General features: G+C 44.7%; 17 protein-coding genes. 10 read left to right on the top strand and 7 right to left on the bottom strand.

Going from position 1 to position 19,344, the window contains the following annotated elements; genetic code table 11:
* The first annotated feature begins 2 nt into the window (after positions 1-2).
* The 7 genes from ccmD (at position 3) to R7E38_RS14955 (ending at position 5,906) form a co-directional block, all read left to right on the top strand.
* Positions 3-209 (top strand): heme exporter protein CcmD, encoded by a 207-nt coding sequence (gene ccmD / locus R7E38_RS14985; RefSeq protein ID WP_005380515.1) that lies wholly within the window; start codon positions 3-5, stop codon positions 207-209.
* A complete protein-coding gene (gene ccmE, locus R7E38_RS14980) occupies positions 206-691 on the top strand; it encodes a cytochrome c maturation protein CcmE (RefSeq protein ID WP_005380516.1) in 486 nt (161 codons plus the stop codon). The genes ccmD and ccmE overlap by 4 nt, the downstream gene beginning before the upstream one ends.
* Positions 688-2,664: a heme lyase CcmF/NrfE family subunit gene (locus R7E38_RS14975; RefSeq protein ID WP_005380517.1), complete on the top strand. Its 1,977-nt coding sequence runs from the start codon at positions 688-690 to the stop codon at positions 2,662-2,664. The genes ccmE and R7E38_RS14975 overlap by 4 nt, the downstream gene beginning before the upstream one ends.
* A 1-nt stretch (position 2,665) precedes the next feature.
* Positions 2,666-3,220: a DsbE family thiol:disulfide interchange protein gene (locus R7E38_RS14970; protein WP_005380518.1), complete on the top strand. Its 555-nt coding sequence runs from the start codon at positions 2,666-2,668 to the stop codon at positions 3,218-3,220.
* Positions 3,217-3,702 (top strand): cytochrome c-type biogenesis protein, encoded by a 486-nt coding sequence (locus tag R7E38_RS14965; protein WP_005380519.1) that lies wholly within the window; start codon positions 3,217-3,219, stop codon positions 3,700-3,702. The genes R7E38_RS14970 and R7E38_RS14965 overlap by 4 nt, the downstream gene beginning before the upstream one ends.
* The gene (ccmI, locus tag R7E38_RS14960; protein ID WP_005380521.1) at positions 3,702-4,916 is read left to right on the top strand and encodes a c-type cytochrome biogenesis protein CcmI; all 1,215 of its coding nucleotides are present in this window, start codon (positions 3,702-3,704) and stop codon (positions 4,914-4,916) included. The genes R7E38_RS14965 and ccmI overlap by 1 nt, the downstream gene beginning before the upstream one ends.
* Before the next feature lie 216 nt (positions 4,917-5,132).
* On the top strand, positions 5,133-5,906 hold the full coding sequence (locus R7E38_RS14955) for a VacJ family lipoprotein (RefSeq protein ID WP_005380523.1): 774 nt from the start codon (positions 5,133-5,135) through the stop codon (positions 5,904-5,906).
* A 74-nt stretch (positions 5,907-5,980) separates the two neighbouring features.
* Here the strand turns inward: R7E38_RS14955 and R7E38_RS14950 are convergent, their stop codons facing one another.
* The 4 genes from R7E38_RS14950 to R7E38_RS14935 all read right to left on the bottom strand — a co-directional run bounded on the left by R7E38_RS14950 (position 5,981) and on the right by R7E38_RS14935 (position 10,463).
* Positions 5,981-7,297 (bottom strand): outer membrane protein transport protein, encoded by a 1,317-nt coding sequence (locus tag R7E38_RS14950; protein ID WP_005380525.1) that lies wholly within the window; start codon positions 7,295-7,297, stop codon positions 5,981-5,983.
* Between the two features lie 309 nt (positions 7,298-7,606).
* Positions 7,607-8,866: an outer membrane protein transport protein gene (locus R7E38_RS14945; protein WP_005380526.1), complete on the bottom strand. Its 1,260-nt coding sequence runs from the start codon at positions 8,864-8,866 to the stop codon at positions 7,607-7,609.
* Between the two features lie 297 nt (positions 8,867-9,163).
* Positions 9,164-9,895, bottom strand: coding sequence for a DUF3379 domain-containing protein (locus tag R7E38_RS14940; RefSeq protein ID WP_033907380.1), 732 nt, complete (start codon positions 9,893-9,895; stop codon positions 9,164-9,166).
* Positions 9,888-10,463, bottom strand: coding sequence for a sigma-70 family RNA polymerase sigma factor (locus R7E38_RS14935; RefSeq protein ID WP_005380528.1), 576 nt, complete (start codon positions 10,461-10,463; stop codon positions 9,888-9,890). The genes R7E38_RS14940 and R7E38_RS14935 overlap by 8 nt, the downstream gene beginning before the upstream one ends.
* A 721-nt stretch (positions 10,464-11,184) precedes the next feature.
* Between R7E38_RS14935 and fadI the strand changes: the two genes are divergently transcribed.
* Entirely contained in the window at positions 11,185-12,492 is a 1,308-nt protein-coding gene (gene fadI, locus R7E38_RS14930) for an acetyl-CoA C-acyltransferase FadI (RefSeq protein ID WP_005384447.1), read from the top strand.
* Complete coding sequence (gene fadJ, locus R7E38_RS14925) at positions 12,492-14,603, top strand: fatty acid oxidation complex subunit alpha FadJ (RefSeq protein WP_318081854.1); 2,112 nt, start codon at positions 12,492-12,494, stop codon at positions 14,601-14,603. Before fadI ends, fadJ begins: the two co-directional genes overlap by 1 nt.
* Positions 14,604-14,665: 62 nt before the next feature.
* On the opposite strand, the gene R7E38_RS14920 is transcribed toward fadJ, so the two are convergent.
* Positions 14,666-14,920, bottom strand: a complete 255-nt coding sequence (locus tag R7E38_RS14920) for a hypothetical protein (RefSeq protein ID WP_005384444.1) — start codon at positions 14,918-14,920, stop codon at positions 14,666-14,668.
* Positions 14,921-15,087: 167 nt separating this feature from the next.
* Positions 15,088-17,865 (bottom strand): insulinase family protein, encoded by a 2,778-nt coding sequence (locus tag R7E38_RS14915; RefSeq protein ID WP_226083882.1) that lies wholly within the window; start codon positions 17,863-17,865, stop codon positions 15,088-15,090.
* A 374-nt stretch (positions 17,866-18,239) separates the two neighbouring features.
* Between R7E38_RS14915 and sixA the strand changes: the two genes are divergently transcribed.
* A complete protein-coding gene (sixA, locus tag R7E38_RS14910) occupies positions 18,240-18,704 on the top strand; it encodes a phosphohistidine phosphatase SixA (protein WP_226083883.1) in 465 nt (154 codons plus the stop codon).
* Between the two features lie 96 nt (positions 18,705-18,800).
* Here the strand turns inward: sixA and smrB are convergent, their stop codons facing one another.
* On the bottom strand, positions 18,801-19,331 hold the full coding sequence (smrB, locus tag R7E38_RS14905) for an endonuclease SmrB (protein ID WP_005380539.1): 531 nt from the start codon (positions 19,329-19,331) through the stop codon (positions 18,801-18,803).
* Positions 19,332-19,344 lie beyond the last annotated feature (13 nt).

Genomic DNA, 19,344 nt, shown 5'->3' with positions numbered 1-19,344 from the left:
TTATGCATTTTGAATCTCTGAGCGACTTTTTTGCCATGGGTGGCTACGCATCATACGTATGGAGTGCGTTTGGTATTACTTTCTTATCCATGCTGATTCTTCTGATCACTAGCCTTCGCCGCGGTGATGCATTATTGAAAGAAGTGAAAGCAAAAATTGACCGTCAAGCTCGTATCGACGCAGCGAAGAACATGGAGAACACCTTATGAACCCGAGACGTAAAAAGAGGCTAGGTATTGTACTAGCGATCTTTATCGGTATTAGTGCCACCATTGGTTTGATACTTTATGCGCTTAATCAAAATATGGACCTTTTCTATACTCCAACGGAATTGGTTAATGGTAAGCCAGATGGCACCAAGCCAGAAGTAGGCCAGCGTTTGCGTATCGGTGGAATGGTGGTTGTGGGCTCAGTTCGTCGAGATCCTAATTCTTTGAAAGTGAGTTTTGACCTGCACGATGTCGGTCCGAAAGTGACGATTACCTATGACGGTATTCTTCCTGACTTGTTCCGTGAAGGGCAGGGTATTGTTGCTCAAGGTGTACTGAAAGATGCCACGACAGTTGAGGCATTTGAGGTCCTAGCGAAGCACGATGAAGAATACATGCCACCAGAAATTGCAGAAGCGATGAAGAAAACGCATGAACCGCTTCAATACAGCACCGAACAAAAACAAGGAAGCGGCCAATGATTGCTGAAGTCGGTCACTTTGCTCTCATTCTTTCGCTTGCAATGGCAGTGCTGTTGAGCGTATTGCCATTGTGGGGAGCAGCGAATAACAACACCATGCTCATGAACACAGCGCGACCGCTATCTTGGTCTATGTTCCTGATGCTGTTGTTCTCTTTCGCCATTTTATGTTGGGGATTTTATACCAACGACTTCACGTTACAGTATGTAGCGAGCAACTCGAATAGTCAGCTTCCTTGGTACTACCGTTTAACCGCAGTATGGGGTGCACACGAAGGTTCACTGTTGCTATGGGTGTTAATCCAAGCTGCTTGGACTGTCGCTGTAGCGACGTTTAGTCGTGGTATGCCGCAAGAGTCGGTTGCACGTGTACTTGCTGTTATGGGCATGATCTCAGTGGGTTTCCTACTGTTTATCATCCTAACGTCGAACCCATTCCTACGTACGTTACCGTTCTTTCCGGTTGACGGACGTGACTTGAACCCTCTGCTTCAAGACCCTGGTTTGATTGTTCACCCGCCAATGCTTTACATGGGCTATGTTGGTTTCTCGGTTGCATTCTCTTTTGCGATCGCATCCCTAATGACCGGACGCCTTGATACGGCTTGGGCTCGTTGGTCTCGTCCTTGGACAACCGCAGCATGGGTATTCTTAACACTTGGTATCGCACTAGGTTCTTGGTGGGCTTACTACGAACTTGGCTGGGGTGGCTGGTGGTTCTGGGACCCAGTAGAAAACGCATCATTCATGCCTTGGTTAGCGGGTACCGCATTAATGCACTCTCTTGCCGTGACAGAAAAACGCGGCACATTTAAAGCGTGGACGGTACTATTGGCAATCTCTGCATTTTCGTTGAGTTTGTTGGGCACCTTCTTAGTCCGTTCCGGTATTTTAGTATCGGTGCACGCGTTCGCGTCTGACCCGTCGCGCGGTATGTTTATTCTAGGCTTCCTCGTTTTCGTTATCGGCGGCTCTTTATTGCTGTTTGCCGTAAAAGGGGCAGCAGTGCGTGTACGAGGTAACTTCGACTTAGTCTCACGTGAAAATGCGCTCTTAGCCAACAACGTATTACTTATCGCCGCTCTTGTTGTGGTGTTAGTGGGGACACTGTTGCCGCTCGTACACAAGCAGCTTGGTTTGGGGTCGGTCTCTATCGGTGCGCCATTCTTTGACATGCTATTTGCGTGGTTAATGATGCCATTTGCTTTTCTGCTTGGTATTGGTCCTCTTATTCGCTGGAAGCGAGACAGTTTATCTAAACTTGTGAAACCAATGCTCGTTTCAGGTGTGCTTGCTTTCGCCTTGGCCGCGCTATGCGTGTACCTGTTTGCCGATTTCTTCTCAACCATGGCTTACATTGGTTGGGTGATGGCGATTTGGATTATTGCGATGCATGGCTTTGAACTGTACGAGCGCGCAACGCACCGTCATAGCTTTAGTGAAGGTGTTCGCAAGCTGCAACGTAGCCACTGGGCAATGATGTTGGGTCATGTTGGTCTGGCGGTATCTGTTATCGGTATTGCGATGGTACAGAACTACAGCATCGAGCGTGATGTACGTTTAGCACCTGGCGAACACTTCCAAATTCAAGGCTATGATTTCTACTTCTCAGGCTTGCGTGATAAAGATGGTCCAAACTACGATGGCTACATCGCAGACTTTGAGATCACACACGATGGCAAATACGTGAATACGCTTCACGCAGAGAAGCGCTTCTACCGTACGGCTAAGTCTATGATGACTGAAGCAGCCATTGACCGTGGTATTAGCCGCGACTTATACATTGCAATGGGTGAACGTTTAGACGACAACCGATCTTGGGCTGTTCGTATTTACTATAAACCGTTCGTTCGTTGGATTTGGGCTGGCTCTTTGATTATGGCATTAGGCGGCGCACTAGCGATTTCTGATAAACGCTACCGCTTCCGTAAATCGCCGAAGAAAAACGCGAAGTCAAAAGAGCAGGAGGCATAACATGAATAAGAAAATCTTATTTATTCCGCTTGTCGCTTTCATGATTCTAGCGGGCATTTTCGCAACCCAATTAATGCGTAACCAAGAGGGCGATGATCCAACTAAATTGGAGTCGGTTTTGGTTGGCAAGCCAGTTCCTGAATTTCATTTAGAAGACCTGGCTGAGCCTGGAAAACAGTACGACCAATCAATTTTTAAAGGTGAACCGTTGCTCTTGAACGTTTGGGCAACGTGGTGCCCAACGTGTTATGCAGAGCATAAATACCTAAACGAATTGGCGGGTAAGGGCGTTAAGATCATCGGTATGAATTACAAAGATGATCGTAATAAAGCAATAGGTTGGCTGAATGATCTCGGCAACCCGTACTTGATCAGCCTATTTGATGGCAGTGGTATGCTTGGCCTTGACCTTGGCGTTTATGGTGCTCCAGAAACATTCATTATTGATGCAAATGGTGTGATTCGCTATCGCCATGTAGGGGATGTAAACCCACGTAATTGGTCAGAAACACTGGAGCCGCTTTACAACAAATTGGTTGAGGAGGCGAAGCAATGAGAAAGCTAATTCTTGCCGTTTTTGCTGCGATGACATTATCTCTTGCTGCTCATGCGGCCATTGAAGTGTACGAGTTTGATAATTTGGAACAAGAACAGCAGTTCAAAGAGTTAAGCCATACGCTCCGTTGCCCTAAATGTCAGAACAACACGATCTCGGATTCTAACGCTGAACTTGCTCAGGACTTACGCCATAAGGTGTACGAAATGACCAAAGAAGGTAAGTCCAAAGATGAGATTGTTGATTACATGATCGCCCGTTACGGTAACTTCGTGACTTACAACCCACCATTTACGGTCGCGACTGCGATTTTGTGGCTCGGGCCACTCGCTGTAGTACTGGGTGGTTTTGGTTTGATTGTACTGCGTAGCCGTAAATCTAAAGTTAAGGCAAAAGCGAGCAGTGACGAGCAATGGGATGAGCAAAAAGAAGCTCGTTTAAAAGCATTGCTTGAAGAAGAGAACAACGGAGATAAGAAGTAATGACACTATTTTGGATTTCCACCGTTGCTCTCACGCTTATTGCTTGTGCGCTGGTGGCTTTGCCGCTGATTAAACAAAAAGCGAACAATGATGATGTGTTACGCGATGAGCTCAACAAGGCATTTTATAAAGACCGACTATCTGAGCTTGCAGAAGAAACTGACGAAGGTCTGGTTGAAAGTGAAGACGAACTGATTTCTGATCTAAAGCAATCACTGCTTGACGATATCCCTGGTGATAAAGCGCAAAAAGAAACCAAGGTTTCTCCAATCGCGGTTTTAGTTCCATCGGTAATTCTGACGGTGGTGCTGAGCTATGGTTTGTATTATAAATTTGGCGCGTCAGACGATATTGTTCAATGGCAAGAAGTGTCTGCAAATCTACCTGAGTTATCGAAAAAGCTGATGTCGGCTTCTTCTGAGCCGCTGAGTGACGATGAAATGGCGGATTTGACCCTTGCGCTTCGAACTCGCTTACATTACCAGCCGGAAGACTCGACAGGTTGGTTACTGCTAGGTCGTATTGCGTTAGCAAATCGTGATGTCACCACGGCTATCGATGCGATGGAAAAATCATACCGCCTAGAGCCCAAAGATCCTGATGTGATGTTGGGTTATGCACAAGCTCTGATGCTGTCTCAAGAGGAAATGGATCAAGCGACGGCTCGCTCATTACTCGGCAAGCTGATGCAGCAAGACTATGTCGACCTGCGTGTGTTTTCTTTGTTAGCGTTCGATGCGTTTGAGCGTCAAGACTTCCCGGCAGCCATCAAGTATTGGGGAATCATGCAGCAAATGATTGGTCCAGAAGATAGCCGCTACGAGATGTTGTCACGCAGTATTGAGAGTGCTCGTAAGCAAATGGGCGAAGCGGTTTCACCGGATAAGAGTGTAGCTGTGACAATTAATGTGACACCAAATGCTCAGTTGGATCCAAACGCAGTTCTGATTGTGTCAGTACATCGTTCAGATGGCTCTCCAATGCCTGTGGCTGCTGCTCGTTATCCGCTAGGTACTTTCCCTCGCACAGTCGTATTAGATGATGGCAATGCCATGATGCAAGGGCAAAAGTTATCTTCACTCGATAAGCTAATCGTCCGTGTGCGTGTAGATTCTGACGGTAACGTAGCAACGCGTGATCAAGATTGGCACGGAGAAAGTGACGTCGTTGAATTTGGCGCACCAGTAGAAGTGACCATTGATCAGCAGTATTAATTGTTAACATCTGTCTCTGAAACATGACAACGAGGTAGAGTCAGTTGCCTTTAGTGGTATGACTCTAAACGATCGAGTAGAATACCGAAGGCCAGCGATTGCTGGCCTTTATTTATTCCCATATCTGAGTCATCTTTACTATGTATCCTGCTCAACATACGTACTATGGTTAATCGGGGTGACTTAGGTACATTAATAGTCGTTATGGAAAATAAAATGTATAACAAGGGTAAATCTACCTTCTTGTTGCTGTTAGCCGTTGGACTGGTTGGCTGTTCAAGTGCGCCTGATGAAGCAGTAACAGGACAAGAAACAAATCAAACGACTTCTGATGTGTATGACCCGTTGGAAGGCTTTAACCGAACCATGTGGGAACTCAACTACGAATATTTAGATCCGTATTTGGTTCGTCCTGTATCACTTGCGTATGTAGAATACACGCCAGTTCCTATTCGTTCTGGTATTGCTAACTTCTTATCGAACTTAGATGAGCCAGCAAGCATGGTTAATAACTTAATCATGGGTAATGGTACGAAAGCCGTGGACCACTTTAACCGTTTTTGGATTAACTCGACGTTCGGTATTTTCGGTTTATTCGATATTGCAAGTGCCGCGGGTATTACGAAGTACGACGAGAAAGCGTTCAGTGATGCAGTAGGCCACTATGGTGTTGGAAATGGTCCTTACTTCATGGTTCCAGGTTATGGTCCGTATACCTTACGTGAAGTGACAGATACCGTAGATAGTACGTATTTACCCCTCTCTTATCTCAACTTCTGGGCGAGTTTGGGTAAGTGGGCGTTTGAAGGAATGGAGAAGCGTGCTTTATTAGTACCGCAAGAAGCGCAGCTAGACTCGTCGCCGGATCCATATATTCTAACTCGCGATGTTTATATCCAGCGTCAAAACTTTAAAGCAGAAGTTGAAACGGTAGAAGAAGTTAACATCGAAGAAGAAGAGTATTTAGATGAATATCTAGAAGACTTTTAAGCGTTGTTCTTCATAATCGAGAAATGAAAAAAGGCTTAGCTGATGCTAAGCCTTTTTTGTATTTTGCAGCTTGGTTAGAAACGGTAGTTTGCTTGAACACCGATTAGCCAAACATTACCCGTAGTTTCGCCTACAAATTGGCCGCCGACTTGTTCTGCAGTGTCGTCTGACTTGTAACCACGAGACTCAACGATTGGTGCGTCTTTCGCAAAAATATAGGTGAAGCCAGCGTCTAGGCTGAAGTCTTTCGTCCAATCGTACGTTGCGCCAATACTTAGCCAAGTGCGGTCAGTTTCTGGAATAGTAATCGTGCGGTTTTTGTCGCTTACCGCTGAAGTATCGTATGCAATACCAGTGCGTAGCGCTAGCTTAGGATCAAGCTGGTAAGTAGCACCAACAGCAAAGCGATAGTTGTCTTCCCAGTTTTCTACTTTAACCATATGCGTGCCAGCAGTATTTAGACGTGCTTCCAATTTCTCGAAAGAGCTCCAATCCGTCCAGTTAACGCTTGCGTGTAACGCAAGTTGGTCTGTTACTTGGTGGAAGCTTGCCAACTCAGCCGTTGCAGGCAGGTTTAGATACATGTAGCCGTTGTCGCGTTCAGAAGTACCGAAGCCAAAACCAAGACCTTCAGCATGGCCTTCAAGCTTCAGTTCAACTTCAGATTTGTACGCGAAGCCGATACGGTTATTTTCATTGATCTGCCATGCTGTACCAACTTGCCAGCCCCAAGCGGTATCGTCACCTTCCATGTATTTTAGAGCGGTACCTTGAGGAACACTGATTGGTTGATTAGTTTCAGGATTTAACCCTACAACGTTATTCTTAGGAGCTGCTGCGCCAAAGCTGCCTTCGCCGATGATGTAACGGATACCACCACCAACGCTGATCGATTCATTGACTTTGTAAGCTGCGTTTAAGTTCGCTTCCATTGTCGTTACGCTTGCTTCGTTACCAAAGTGCGATGCACCAAAGCCTTTACCTAAATCGGTTTCCATGCCGTAGTTGGTGCCAAATGCCAAACCAATCGCGAATTTCTCATTATATTGGTGTGATAGGTAGAAGTTTGGAATGATTGCATCATGTGCGAAGTCATCTGAAGATGCAGAAGAAGTGCTACCGTGGAAGTTTACATCACCTTCAATATCAATATTTGGGTTCACATAGATTGCACCAACGGACACTTGAGTGCCTTCCAAATAAGTTAGCATTGCTGGGTTACGCCATTGTGCACTTGCGTTGTCAGCCATTGCAGCTTCACCAGCATATGCTCGACCTAGGCCTGTTGCAGAATATTCAGCAAGTTGGAAACCTGCTGCGTTAGCCATGCCCGTTGTGCCAAGTAGGCTTAATGCCACTGCTGTTGATAGAAGAGTCTTGTTGGTTTTCATTCGAATGTTCGCTGATTTGTTTATAACGTGGGACGAAAGTTTAAAGGTAGAGTTTTTACTTTAGAAATGAAAATCCAGCGCAAGTGGTCATTTGGAATATTATCCTTTCAAATATTATTTATGTGGTTTAATAATCTAACTGTGAAAGGCTTGTAAACGGAATTCAGCGAACAGCTGTGCGTCCTAATTGTGAGATTTAGATACACGTGTTCACTCAAATTGAGTGGGCAATAAATCGCAGATATGAAAAAAGGCTGGAAATCCAGCCTTTTATATAAAGTATTTTTCTACTAACTAACAGCGAAGCGTTTAGAAGCTACGGCTGTATTGTAAGCCGAATAGAATTGCATCAGCATGAGTTGTTGCTGTTACACCGGTAGAAAGACCAGGAGCTAATTGAGTATTCTCATTAACTTTTACATCTTCACCTAACAAGTACGTGAAGCCAAAATCGATGTTTGAGCTATTATCAATATGGTAAGAGAAACCTGTGGAGAACCACTGGCGATCTGAGTCTGGTACCGAGATAGACGTTACTTTATCTTGAGCGCTTGTGTCGTACATGTAACCAGCACGAAGTGTCCAGTTGTTGTTTAGGTAGTAAGTACCACCAATTGCGTAGTGCCAGCCATCTTGCCATTGATAGTCTTTCGAGTAACCACCTTTAAGTAAACCCTGATTTAGGTTCTCAAAATCAATTTGGTCGAAATCTTTCCAGCCGATGTATTGGATGCTGTAGTGTACAGCAAATTTAGTGTCTTGGATTTTGTGGAAACCGGAAAACTCGGCCATATCTGGTAGAGGTAGCGTGATTTCCTGACCTTTGTCGTCTTTCGCCGTAAATTCAGGGCTGTAACGATACGCTAGACCAAAACGGTTGTTTTCATCTAGTTCGTACACAGTACCTACGTTAAAACCAACAGCCCAACCATCAGCTTTATCTACGTCCAGAATTTTTTGACCGCCAACCCTTGGGACTGAAGAGCTAGTTGTACGCTTCATTGTGCCTTGGCCGTAGATTAAATCTAAACCAGCACCAAAGCTCCATTGTTCGTTTAAACGGTAAGAACCCGCCAATCCAAAGTTGAAGCTTTTTACATCCGTAAGACCACCGTACTCTTTTGCGGTGTAGTTATCTGAAAATTCAGTTTTAGTGCCGAAATTAGAGTATGCGTTTACGCCCCATGCAAACTTGTCATTTACTGGAACGATTAGGTGAATGTTTGGAGCTATTGACGTATCACCCACATCATCAGTATCAGCAACACTTACAGTATTGGAGCCCAAAGGAGTATTAACGTTATATTTCGCATCTTTCACTTCAATCATTGAAGTAATGCTTTCGAAACCTAGCGACAGTTCCATTTTATCAAACAGAGCCATTGCTGCTGGGTTACGAGCCATTACTGCTGCATTATCTGCGATTACCGCATCACCAGCAAATGCACGGCCGATGCCAGTTGCTGATTGAGCGTTGATTTGGAAACCCGCTGCCATCGATTGACCTGAGGCAAAAGCTACCGTTACTGCTAGGAGAGTCTTTTTAAACAGACGCGTGTTCTGAGTCATTTGTTTTTCCTTATTAGATTCGTCTCTTTGGACGATAAATTGAGCTTTTGCTCAGTGGCGCAGATAGTAGTATCAATAGTTGCTTGGACAAATCCGACCATTGGATAAAATTGAATAAAAATTGCAGAAATGATGTCTAAAAGACGGGAAATTGCACTTAAAATGCATAATTTAGAGTTTAAGCTCTAAATGCGATAGGGGTGGTGAATGTTTTGTGTTCTATTTATACAAAAATGCCGCTAAATAAGATCATTTAGCGGCATTTAACCTTTTGAAGGCTGGAAATCGTCGAAGTTGTTACATCGGCTTAATCATTGATGCAAGAGTCGTAGCGAGCGCATCAATATTTTCACCTTCTTCCCCGACTAAAATCAGGCTTGAACTCCCGACGGGCTGAACGATTCCGGTCATGCCATCCTTACTAAAGTCGGTACTTTGTTCGCTTGGAATACCAGTAATAAATAACGTTACTTTACCTTTTGGACCTTGGAACACCATATGCACCGCATTGGATTCGCCAAAACCGCAGTGGTTTAGGTAGTAAACGTGATATGGAAAGTTTTCACTAAACTGGTAATGAAATGGCGACATTTTCGCATTAATTTGCGAGCTCGGTACATCCTCATCAAGATGACGAACAAACGGTTCTTCATGAATAACGTGTTTCATCGCGGTATCCGCTAAACTGGCTTGTGCTGGAGACACCAAAACATTTCCCCAGTTTACTTGGCCAACTAATAACCCTGCGGTGAACGCAATAGAAGCGGCAAGTGCCATTGCTTTGCGGACAAAGTTTGGTCTTACGACCTTCTCTTCATCAAGTGCACTCGACGTCTGGCTAAATAAAATCTTATCTGCGAGATCTTCGGGTACATCCACATTCATGGCTTGTTTAATTTTTACATCGAGATCCAAAACGTCATCAACAAACTTATTGTTGGCGTCGCTACCAGCTAAAGCTTGCAGAATCTCTTCATCCTTTTGTTTTGGATCCGACAAAATACGACGACGAAATTCTAAATCATCCATTCTTTTGTCCTCTCTTGGTATCTTGAGAATCCAACATCTCTTTAAGTTGATTACGAGCGCGAAATAGTCGAGTCATCACTGTGTTTTTATTTAAATCAAGAATGTCGCCAATCTCTTCTCCACTGAAACCACCGACAACTTGGAGAAATAAAGGCTCACGGTATTCAACATCGAGCTTCATGATCTGTGCCTGCAGCCATTCTTGCTGATGATGTGAGTCATCGCTGACTTTAGCATCATTGCCGTAATCATCGATATCAACTAAATCAAATTGTTTACGTTCGAAGCGGCGCGCGTTTTCTCGTCTCAATATTGTGATGAGCCAAGACTTGGCAGCTTTTTCGTCCTGGAGGCTATCGAGTGACTTCCAAGCTCTAAGACAGGTTTCCTGAACTAGATCTTCCGCGACCGCTTTATCTTTGCACAACCAATATGCGTAGCGGTACAAGTCACGATGATACCCTCGGACGAGCGCTTCGTATTTTCTTTGCTTGTCCATATCAGAGTTGACCGGACTGTTGGAATTTTTCTTTCCAAACATTTTTAATATGGCCACAGGAGCCTCCATCCTCGCTCTGTGAGTTTCTTATTTGTTCTGAGCATGACTTTACTTGCTTTATCGCTTAGCGGTTTTGGTTGCAGGATTTGTCATGCAACCCCTTTGACACAATAAGCCATGTGGTTACCTAAAAGTGTATACGCAAATGTCAGATATCATCGAACACGAATTGATATATATTGTTAACAATATCATCATTAGTAATCAATGGCTTGGATAAGTTCACTAGATGGAGCATTAAAAGGGACTTCTGATGGTGGATTCTTGAATTGTTTTGAATCAATAATCGCTTTAGGTGAGCTTAAAACTCGTAAAATCACTATAAAATTGATCTATTTCAAAATATCAAGCAGTGAAGGGGTTATAGTACACCTTGTCATCTCGTTAGTCATTGCGACTAACATGTTGAGCAAGATGACACTTCCTTTTGAAGGCTGACTTTACTTTCTCCTAATCAGGAAACTGATTACTTTTCAATTGGCGTAAGTTAATTGTTTTATAGATATTCCGACCACACAGTTATGTGTGGTTTTTTTTTTGCTTCGATTTTACTTTCCGTATACCTCTTACCGTTTTAACTCTCTATAGTTAACCATTAGTAATCGCATAAGAATCAAAGAAGTAGAGTAATTGAACTACTTGCTTCACGTTTATTTAAACGCACGTTTGATAAATTTAACAAATTCATTACAATGCATCAGGTCAGACCTCTTGTATTTAAGGAGAAACAATGGGCAAGCAGGAAGTAAAAACACGCAATGGTGAGCGTGTCGCTATTGTCGCGGGGCTTCGAACTCCCTTTGCTCGTCAAAGCACGGAATTTAGCCAAGTGCCAGCGGTCGATTTAGGGAAAATGGTAGTAAGCGAAATGCTTGCTCGAACAGATATTGATCCGAAGCTAATCGAACAAGTGGTATTTGGACAAGTAGTACAAATGCCTGAAGCGCCAAACATCGCACGAGAAATCGTGTTAGGCACTGGTATGAACATCCATACTGATGCATACAGTGTGACTCGAGCGTGTGCGACGAGTTTTCAAGCGGCGGTTAATGTCGCAGAAAGCATCATGGCGGGAACCATTGATATTGGTATTGCTGGCGGTGCAGACTCTTCTTCCGTCCTGCCTATTGGCGTATCAAAGAAACTGGCCGCTAATCTGCTTGCTCTTAGTAAGACAAAAACAATGGGTCAGAAGCTTAGTATCCTCAAAAACTTGAGCTTTAAAGACCTGATGCCAGTGCCACCAGCAGTAGCAGAGTACTCTACGGGTTTATCCATGGGACAAACTGCAGAGCAAATGGCTAAAACACATGGTATTTCTCGCGCAGAACAGGATGCGCTTGCACATCGTTCTCATACGCTGGCTTCTCAAGCTTGGAAAGAAGGAAAAATCCAAGATGAAGTGATGACGGCTTTCCCTGAACCATACAAAAAGTGGATTTCGGAAGATAACAATATTCGTCATGACTCAACGGTTGAGGGATACGCGAAATTGCGACCTGCGTTTGATCGTCAGTATGGCAGTGTTACGGCTGCGAACAGTACGCCATTGACTGATGGTGGTGCGGCAGTGATGTTGATGCGAGAAGGTAAAGCGAAAGAGCTCGGAATGGAGATCCTTGGTTACATCCGAGGTTATGCATTCTCTGCTATCGGCGTGGAAAAGGACATGCTGATGGGGCCGACTTATGCCACAGCGAAAGTGCTTGAAAATACAGGCTTGGAACTGTCAGACCTGACGTTGATCGACATGCACGAGGCTTTTGCTGCTCAAGCATTGGCGAATGTGAAGATGTTTGCTTCCGATAAGTTTGCTCAAGAAAACCTTGGTCGCTCAAAAGCGATTGGTGAAATTGATATGGATAAGTTCAACGTGCTTGGCGGATCAATTGCTTATGGTCACCCATTTGCTGCGACTGGTGCGCGTATGATGACGCAAACCCTACGAGAGCTAAAACGCCGTGGCGGTGGTATTGCATTGAATACTGCATGTGCTGCTGGTGGTCTTGGTGCGGCAATGATTCTGGAGGTTGAGTAATGAGCGAGCAAAAAGCATTTAGTCTAAAGGTTGATGAGCAAAATATTGCTTGGTTAGCCATCGATGTTCCTAATGAAAAAATGAATACGCTGCAGGCGGCTTTTGCTGACGAAATGAAAGAAATTTTTGCTCAGCTAAAAGACTCCAGTGGTATTAAAGGGATGATCATCCACTCCCTAAAACCGGACAATTTTGTTGCGGGCGCAGATGTTAGAATGCTAGAAGCATGCACCACAGCAAGTGAAGCGGAAGCCTTAGCAAGGCAGGGTCAGGAGTTGTTCCAGCAGCTATCGGACTTACCTTATCCTGTCGTTGCGGCTATTCATGGCCCATGTTTGGGCGGTGGTTTAGAACTGGCTCTTGCATGTGATTATCGTGTTTGTACGGATTCTGACAAAACGCGTTTAGGTCTGCCAGAAGTACAACTTGGTTTATTGCCAGGTTCTGGTGGTACTCAGCGTCTGCCACGTTTGATTGGCCTGTTACCGCCGTTGGACTTGATCCTGACGGGTAAACAACTTCGTGCGAAGAAAGCTAAAAAACTGGGCGTTGTGGACGCCTGTGTGCCGGACACCATTTTGCTCGACGTAGCAAAACAGTTTATCGACAAAGGTAAAAACAAGGGTACGAAAAAGCTATCGACGAAAGAAAAGGTGATGTCTGGTAGCGGGCTAGGGCGCAAGTTTGTATTTGAGCAAGCTGCGAAGAAAACGAATCAAAAAACCCGTGGTAACTATCCAGCAACGGTTGCAATTCTAGAAGTTATTCAACATGGCTTAGAGAAAGGCTTCGCTAAAGGCCAAGAACTTGAAGCGAAGCGCTTCGGTGAGCTTGTAATGAGCTCAGAGTCAAAAGCGCTCCGTTCGATCTTCTTTGCCACAACAGAAATGAAGAAAGAAAATGGCACGGATGCGAAACCAGCACCAGTTCATAAAGTTGGTGTGCTTGGTGGTGGTCTGATGGGCGCCGGAATCAGCCATGTGTCTGTTGCAAAAGCAAAAGTACCTGTTCGCATCAAAGACGTTAGCAACGATGGCGTTTTAAACGCGCTCAACTACAACTACAAGTTATTTGAGAAACAGCGCAAACGTCGCATTCTATCCAAGGCCGACCTGCAAGCGAAAATGCTGCAACTGTCTGGTGGTGTCGACTTTACCAGTTTTAATCATATTGATGTCGTAATTGAAGCCGTTTTTGAAGACCTAGATCTTAAGCAAAAAATGGTGGCGGACATTGAAGCGAACGCTAAGACAGAAACTATCTTTGCGACCAATACTTCTTCGTTGCCTATCCACAAAATTGCAGAAAAAGCGGAGCGTCCAGAAAACGTAGTGGGTTTGCATTACTTCAGCCCGGTAGAAAAAATGCCGTTGGTGGAAGTGATTCCGCATGAAACGACGTCAGATGAAACCGTTTCAACAGTTGTTGCACTTGCTAAGAAGCAAGGTAAAACCCCGATCGTAGTGAAAGACAAAGCGGGCTTTTACGTGAACCGCATTCTTGCTCCATACATGAACGAAGCGGCGCATATTTTGTTGGCTAACGAACCGATCGAAAAGATTGATACGGCGTTGCTTGATTTTGGTTTCCCTGTTGGCCCGATTACCTTGTTGGATGAAGTTGGTGTCGACATTGGCGCGAAAATTATGCCGATCCTGGTTAATGAGTTAGGTGACCGATTCAAAGGGCCGGATGTGTTTGATATCTTGTTAAATGATGGACGTAAAGGACGCAAGAGTGGTAAGGGGTTTTACACTTATAAGGGCAAGAAGAAAGATGTCGACAAATCGGTTTACAAACTGCTTAAGCTCGACCCTGAATCTAAGCTAAGCGATAACGATATTGCGTTGCGCTGTGTGCTGCCAATGCTGAATGAAGCGGTACGTTGTTTGGATGATGGCATCATTCGCTCGCCACGTGACGGTGATATTGGCGCGATATTTGGTATTGGTTTCCCACCGTTCTTGGGTGGCCCGTTCCGTTACATGGACCAATTTGGTATTAAGGAGCTCGTAGAGAAAATGAATGAGCTTGCATCGAAATATGGCGATCGTTACGCGCCATGTGATGGTTTGCTTACTCGAGCTGGTGAAGGGACAACGTTCTATTAAAGGTTGCTTCGGTAGAGAAAAAGGCTTGCCAGTGGCAAGCCTTTTTCATAAAGAAGAAATGGTTACTTCTTCTTGTCTTTCTTATCTTTATTGTGGCCTTTACCAGGGTTGTCGTCCCCGTGAACGCTGCTATTACCTTTTTTGTCTTTATCATTCCACTGTTTTGAAGAGCAATCATCTGATTTGATGGATACATTGTCTCCGCTAAGGCGCACACAGTCGTCACTTAGTTCGAAACCATCGCCTTTGACTGAGATTTCAGCGTGAGCAGATGCCAATGGCAGTATAAGAGCCACAAGTAAAAGTGCTTTTTTCATGATTACCTCATTAAGTTATTTTTAGTGCGGTAATTAGAGCATAAGCCGCAATGGCGCAATTTCAATTTTCTGCCAATTATGGTGCCGATTCAATCTATGAGACCGACAACCTCATGGGTTTGTAGGTTCATTCTAGTAATCGACAATTTTATTTCTGCGCAACTAGATCACCCCAAGCCGCAATCTTTTGGCCGAAGTTGGAACTCTTCAATCGATCCTATTTCTTGTCCTAGATGGATGCGCGGAGCCTCCGAATGCGCTTGACCTTGAGAGTGCATGATCAAACGATTTGCAGTACGAGGTTTCAATTCGTTCACAACGAAGCGAATCATGTCTGCGCGCGTCAGCTTCTTCAACTCCGCAAGTACCTTGTCACGTTGGTTAAACTCAGTGTCTTTGTTTCCTATCGCAACCCAAAGACGTTGAGCCCGTCCTCGAAGTGTGGTGTCCGGCGTTGCTATTTGGTTCCACAAGCCGCGCTTACTGCTGTGCCATTGGTAATCGTTTAACTCTAACAGCACCATATAAAAGGCATTTAAAAACTCATCGATTGAGGTAACCAGCTCGGCAGGTGCTGCATTAGGTGACTGCACATACAGTACAATACCAGGGTGACGATTTAGCGGCATATTGCCAGTGCCTACCATGTAACCTAATTGCTGCTTGGTACGGATTTCGTGGAAAAACGTTGCCGACATAAGGTGATTGGCCAATGAGTATAGCGCGATACTACGAGGCTCAATATCCTCGCACTGGTGGTAAATAACGACCGCGGAATCTTGCTGGTTACAATGCACCTCACGTTGAAAACTGCCATTTTTACCTAGCATAATGAGCGGACGAAGTGCCTCTTCATAACGTTGCTCGTTAACTCTTAGAGCATCCTTCAAGGTCGTAGCCATGTCATGGGCTTGCTGGCGTTGCCAGTCTCCGTAAACAAACATTTCAACGTGCAGTTCTGCAAGAATGGATTCTACGAATACCGAGAGTTCATCGACTTCGATTTCTTCTAGCGCTTCGACTAAGGTTGTGAAAGGCGGGTTATTGGGTTGAAGTAACCCAGTAAGTGCGTTAAACAGCTGCGAAATAGGGCGATCTTGTGAAGCATTTCTCCAGTTTCGTAACAGTTGTTGTTTGATGGTTTCAAAGCGAGCAGGGCTGAAATCTCGAGAAGCAAAACGGTGTAGAATCATTTCTAGCAACTGAGGCAGCTTTTGACTGAACCCTGAGAGGGTTAAGGTCACGCCACCTTGGTGAGCGTACATGTTGTAACCCATCCCTGCGATTTCTGCTTGATAGGTTTCTTTTGCTAGCGAATCGAGGAACATCTCTACACATAAGCGCGTTTTGACGATGTTCTTTGGTGATGCAACGGCATGAGAGCTGTCGATAGCGACATAAACGACACCTTTTGGCACGCGAAATTCGTCATCTTGCAAATGCCACAGCCGAAACCCTTCGAGATCCTCAATCAACTCTGGCAGTGAATCACCATTTTCGAGTGGCATGGGGTCGAGGTCGTAGCAAATATAAGGGTTCTTTTCCGGTAAGACGAATTGCCAGCTTGGGTCGATTTGTTGATAGAAACGACGTTGGTCTTCACTAAAAGGTGTGACGGAGTACGGGGTAAAGTACCATTCGGCAGTACGGTTGTATTCCAGGCCTTTAGCAATCAAAGTGACGCGTACATTATCGATGGTTAAGTATCGCAGCAATGAACGCTGTAACTCCTCATCGTAGCCCGCCATTTTGTAGTCACCATAAACCGTGTCTTCCGGTTGATAGTGCTGCATGTTGATCACCAGATGGCTGACGAGATCCATTGGGCGCGATGGCTCTTGGAAGCGAAAAGCCGATTCTAATACCGCTTGTTTTTCGAGATAGCGCCATTCATCTAACCCGTCTTGTTTGATCATCGAGAGGTATTGAAAAACTGCTTGAACGATATCATCAACATGATCTAAGCCGTTTGGCGTCAGGGTGCAGCTTACGGTAAAGTCTCGGTAGTTACTGCCACTCGCGCCGCCGCCCGCTGAGAGAGAAGTAATCCAGCCTTTTTCTTTGAGTTGAAGCATCAAACTGCCTTCTCCTTCATAACCCAACAGGTGAGCAAAGTAGGAGAGTGGCTTCACGCTATAATGCGCATCCATTCCCGGCATGGGGAATGTGAGAATCAGTTTACGGAACTCTTTGAGCGGCTCGACTTGAACCAAAATGCCCGTGCTTTCCTCAGTGCCTATCGGTACATCAATCGATTTTCCACGAAGGTGGTGATTTGGGATGTCGGCAAACATGGTTTCTACCCAAGCTTGCTGTTCATCGAGCGACTGTGGCCCAAATAGAGTCAGTGTCATCAAATCGGCGGAATACTGAGAGTGGTGAAACTCCACAATTTCGTCGCGGATGGATTTACCATCTCGGTCGCCAAGAGTATCTAAGTTTCCGACAGAGAATTTTGAAAACGGGTGCTCTGGATTGATGACTTCTTTGTTAACTTGATACAGGCGACGAGAATCATCATTGAGTTTGAGCTTGTATTCGGAGTCGACAGCCTGGCGTTCTTTGTCTAATGCTTCTTCGTTAAACAAAGGTGCGGTAAAGAATTGGCTAAATCGATCTAAGGCACTTTCAAAGGCATTTGGAGCAATGTTGAAAAAGAAACAAGTGTGCTCTGTACCAGTCCAAGCGTTGTTTGTTCCACCGTGTTGGCTAATATAGCTTTGAAACTCGCCCACTTTAGGGTATTTTTCCGTACCCAAAAAAAGCATGTGTTCTAAATAGTGTGCCAGACCTTGGCGATCGTTTGGGTCGTCGAAGTGTCCAACGTTCACTGCCAGAGCAGCTGCCGACTGTTGAGCTGTATCGGAATGAATCAGCAGTACACGCAGTTCATTGCTCAAGGTAATGTAGCGGTATTGATTTGAATCGTTAGGACTTAGATGCACGATGCGTCTCCAGATTTCGCATTACAGTAATTTAGGCTCCCCTCGCGGGGGGCGCAAAGTTTGCGTTTCGACAAATACTGCTTGCCGTATTTTTGTTATTCGTAGACTTCTGCACAGGCCCATCGCGTTTGCGTATGGGGAAGAACTGTTTGAGTGAATGCTCTGAACTCATTGCACAGTTAAATAGTGTGATGAACTGAGTACATTCTTTTAATAGATTGTTAAGAAAGTCGCTATCTTTAACAAGCGAATTGGTATAATGAACAGATAATTATATCAGTATTTTTGTTTCGTCATTGTTAAAGTTAGCCCCGTCTATCTAATAAAGATAGCAGTCAACCTTTTGGTAGCGTTAGCTATCCCTAGGAAATAACATGAAAATATTCATCATGCGTCACGGTGAAGCCGAGCATTTTGCAGATTCAGACGCAGCACGACAATTGACCCCAAGAGGCAGAGTCGAATCAGAAGCGGTTGCGAGAGCCTGTAAAGAACAGGGTTTTGCGCAATTCAATAAAGTGTTGGTGAGTCCGTACATTAGAGCTCAACAAACTTGGCAAGAGATCAGTGCGTATTTCTCTGCAAAAAGCATTGAAACTTGTGAAGATATTACACCTTATGGCCAGTCCGAGCATGTCTTCGATTTCGCAAGTGCGTTAATAGAAGTCGAACAATTGGACTCGCTTTTGTTCGTATCGCATTTGCCTTTGGTCGGTTATCTGACTTCAGAGTTTGTAAAAGACATGACACCACCGATGTTTCCTACATCAGGGCTAGTGTGCATTGAATATGATTTACAAACACAAAATGGTGAAGTGCTATGGCATATTACGCCATAAGTGTCTAAACCAAAATAAGCGTTTGCAAATTAGAGACAGAATAAGAAAGGCAGGAGATCCCTGCCTTTTCGTTTCGTCGTGTCTACAGCAAGCTTGTTACTTTTCAGGAATTGAAAGCAACACTAACAACGCACCATCACCACCAAATTCTAGTGGCGCTTGGTGAAAAGCCATAACGTCAGGATGCTGTGCTAACCAAAGTGGGGCTTTCTGTTTCAGGATGTGTTTCCCAATACCATGTTGCACACACGCACAATGAATCTCGTTTTTGATGCAATAGGCTATCATCGCACCAAGCTCGCGTTTTGCTTCTTGCTGTGTCATGCCGTGCATATCGAGGAACACGTCCGGTACATACACGCCACGACGTAGACGTTTGACTTCATAAGTGGAGACGTCGTCACGTGCATAACGAGTTGGACCTTCATCGTTTAATAGAGGGACAAACTCGTCTGAAAAGTAAAATTCAGAGTCACTCGCTTCACGGTTGGAGCGCTTGATTTCTTTTTGCTTAGTATTTTTTTTTGGTTGCTGGATTATGGTATCCTGTCGCAACTTTTTTACGCCCTGTACTGCTTCCTGAAACAAGGCGAAATCGTCATCGTTCTCGGTGTCTTTTTTGCTCATTAGGTAAACAATT

Source organism: Vibrio sp. Vb2131, assembly GCF_033338535.1.
Classification (GTDB): domain Bacteria; phylum Pseudomonadota; class Gammaproteobacteria; order Enterobacterales; family Vibrionaceae; genus Vibrio; species Vibrio alginolyticus.
Note: the sequence above shows the minus strand (reverse complement) of the source record. Positions and strands in the feature narration are given on the sequence as shown.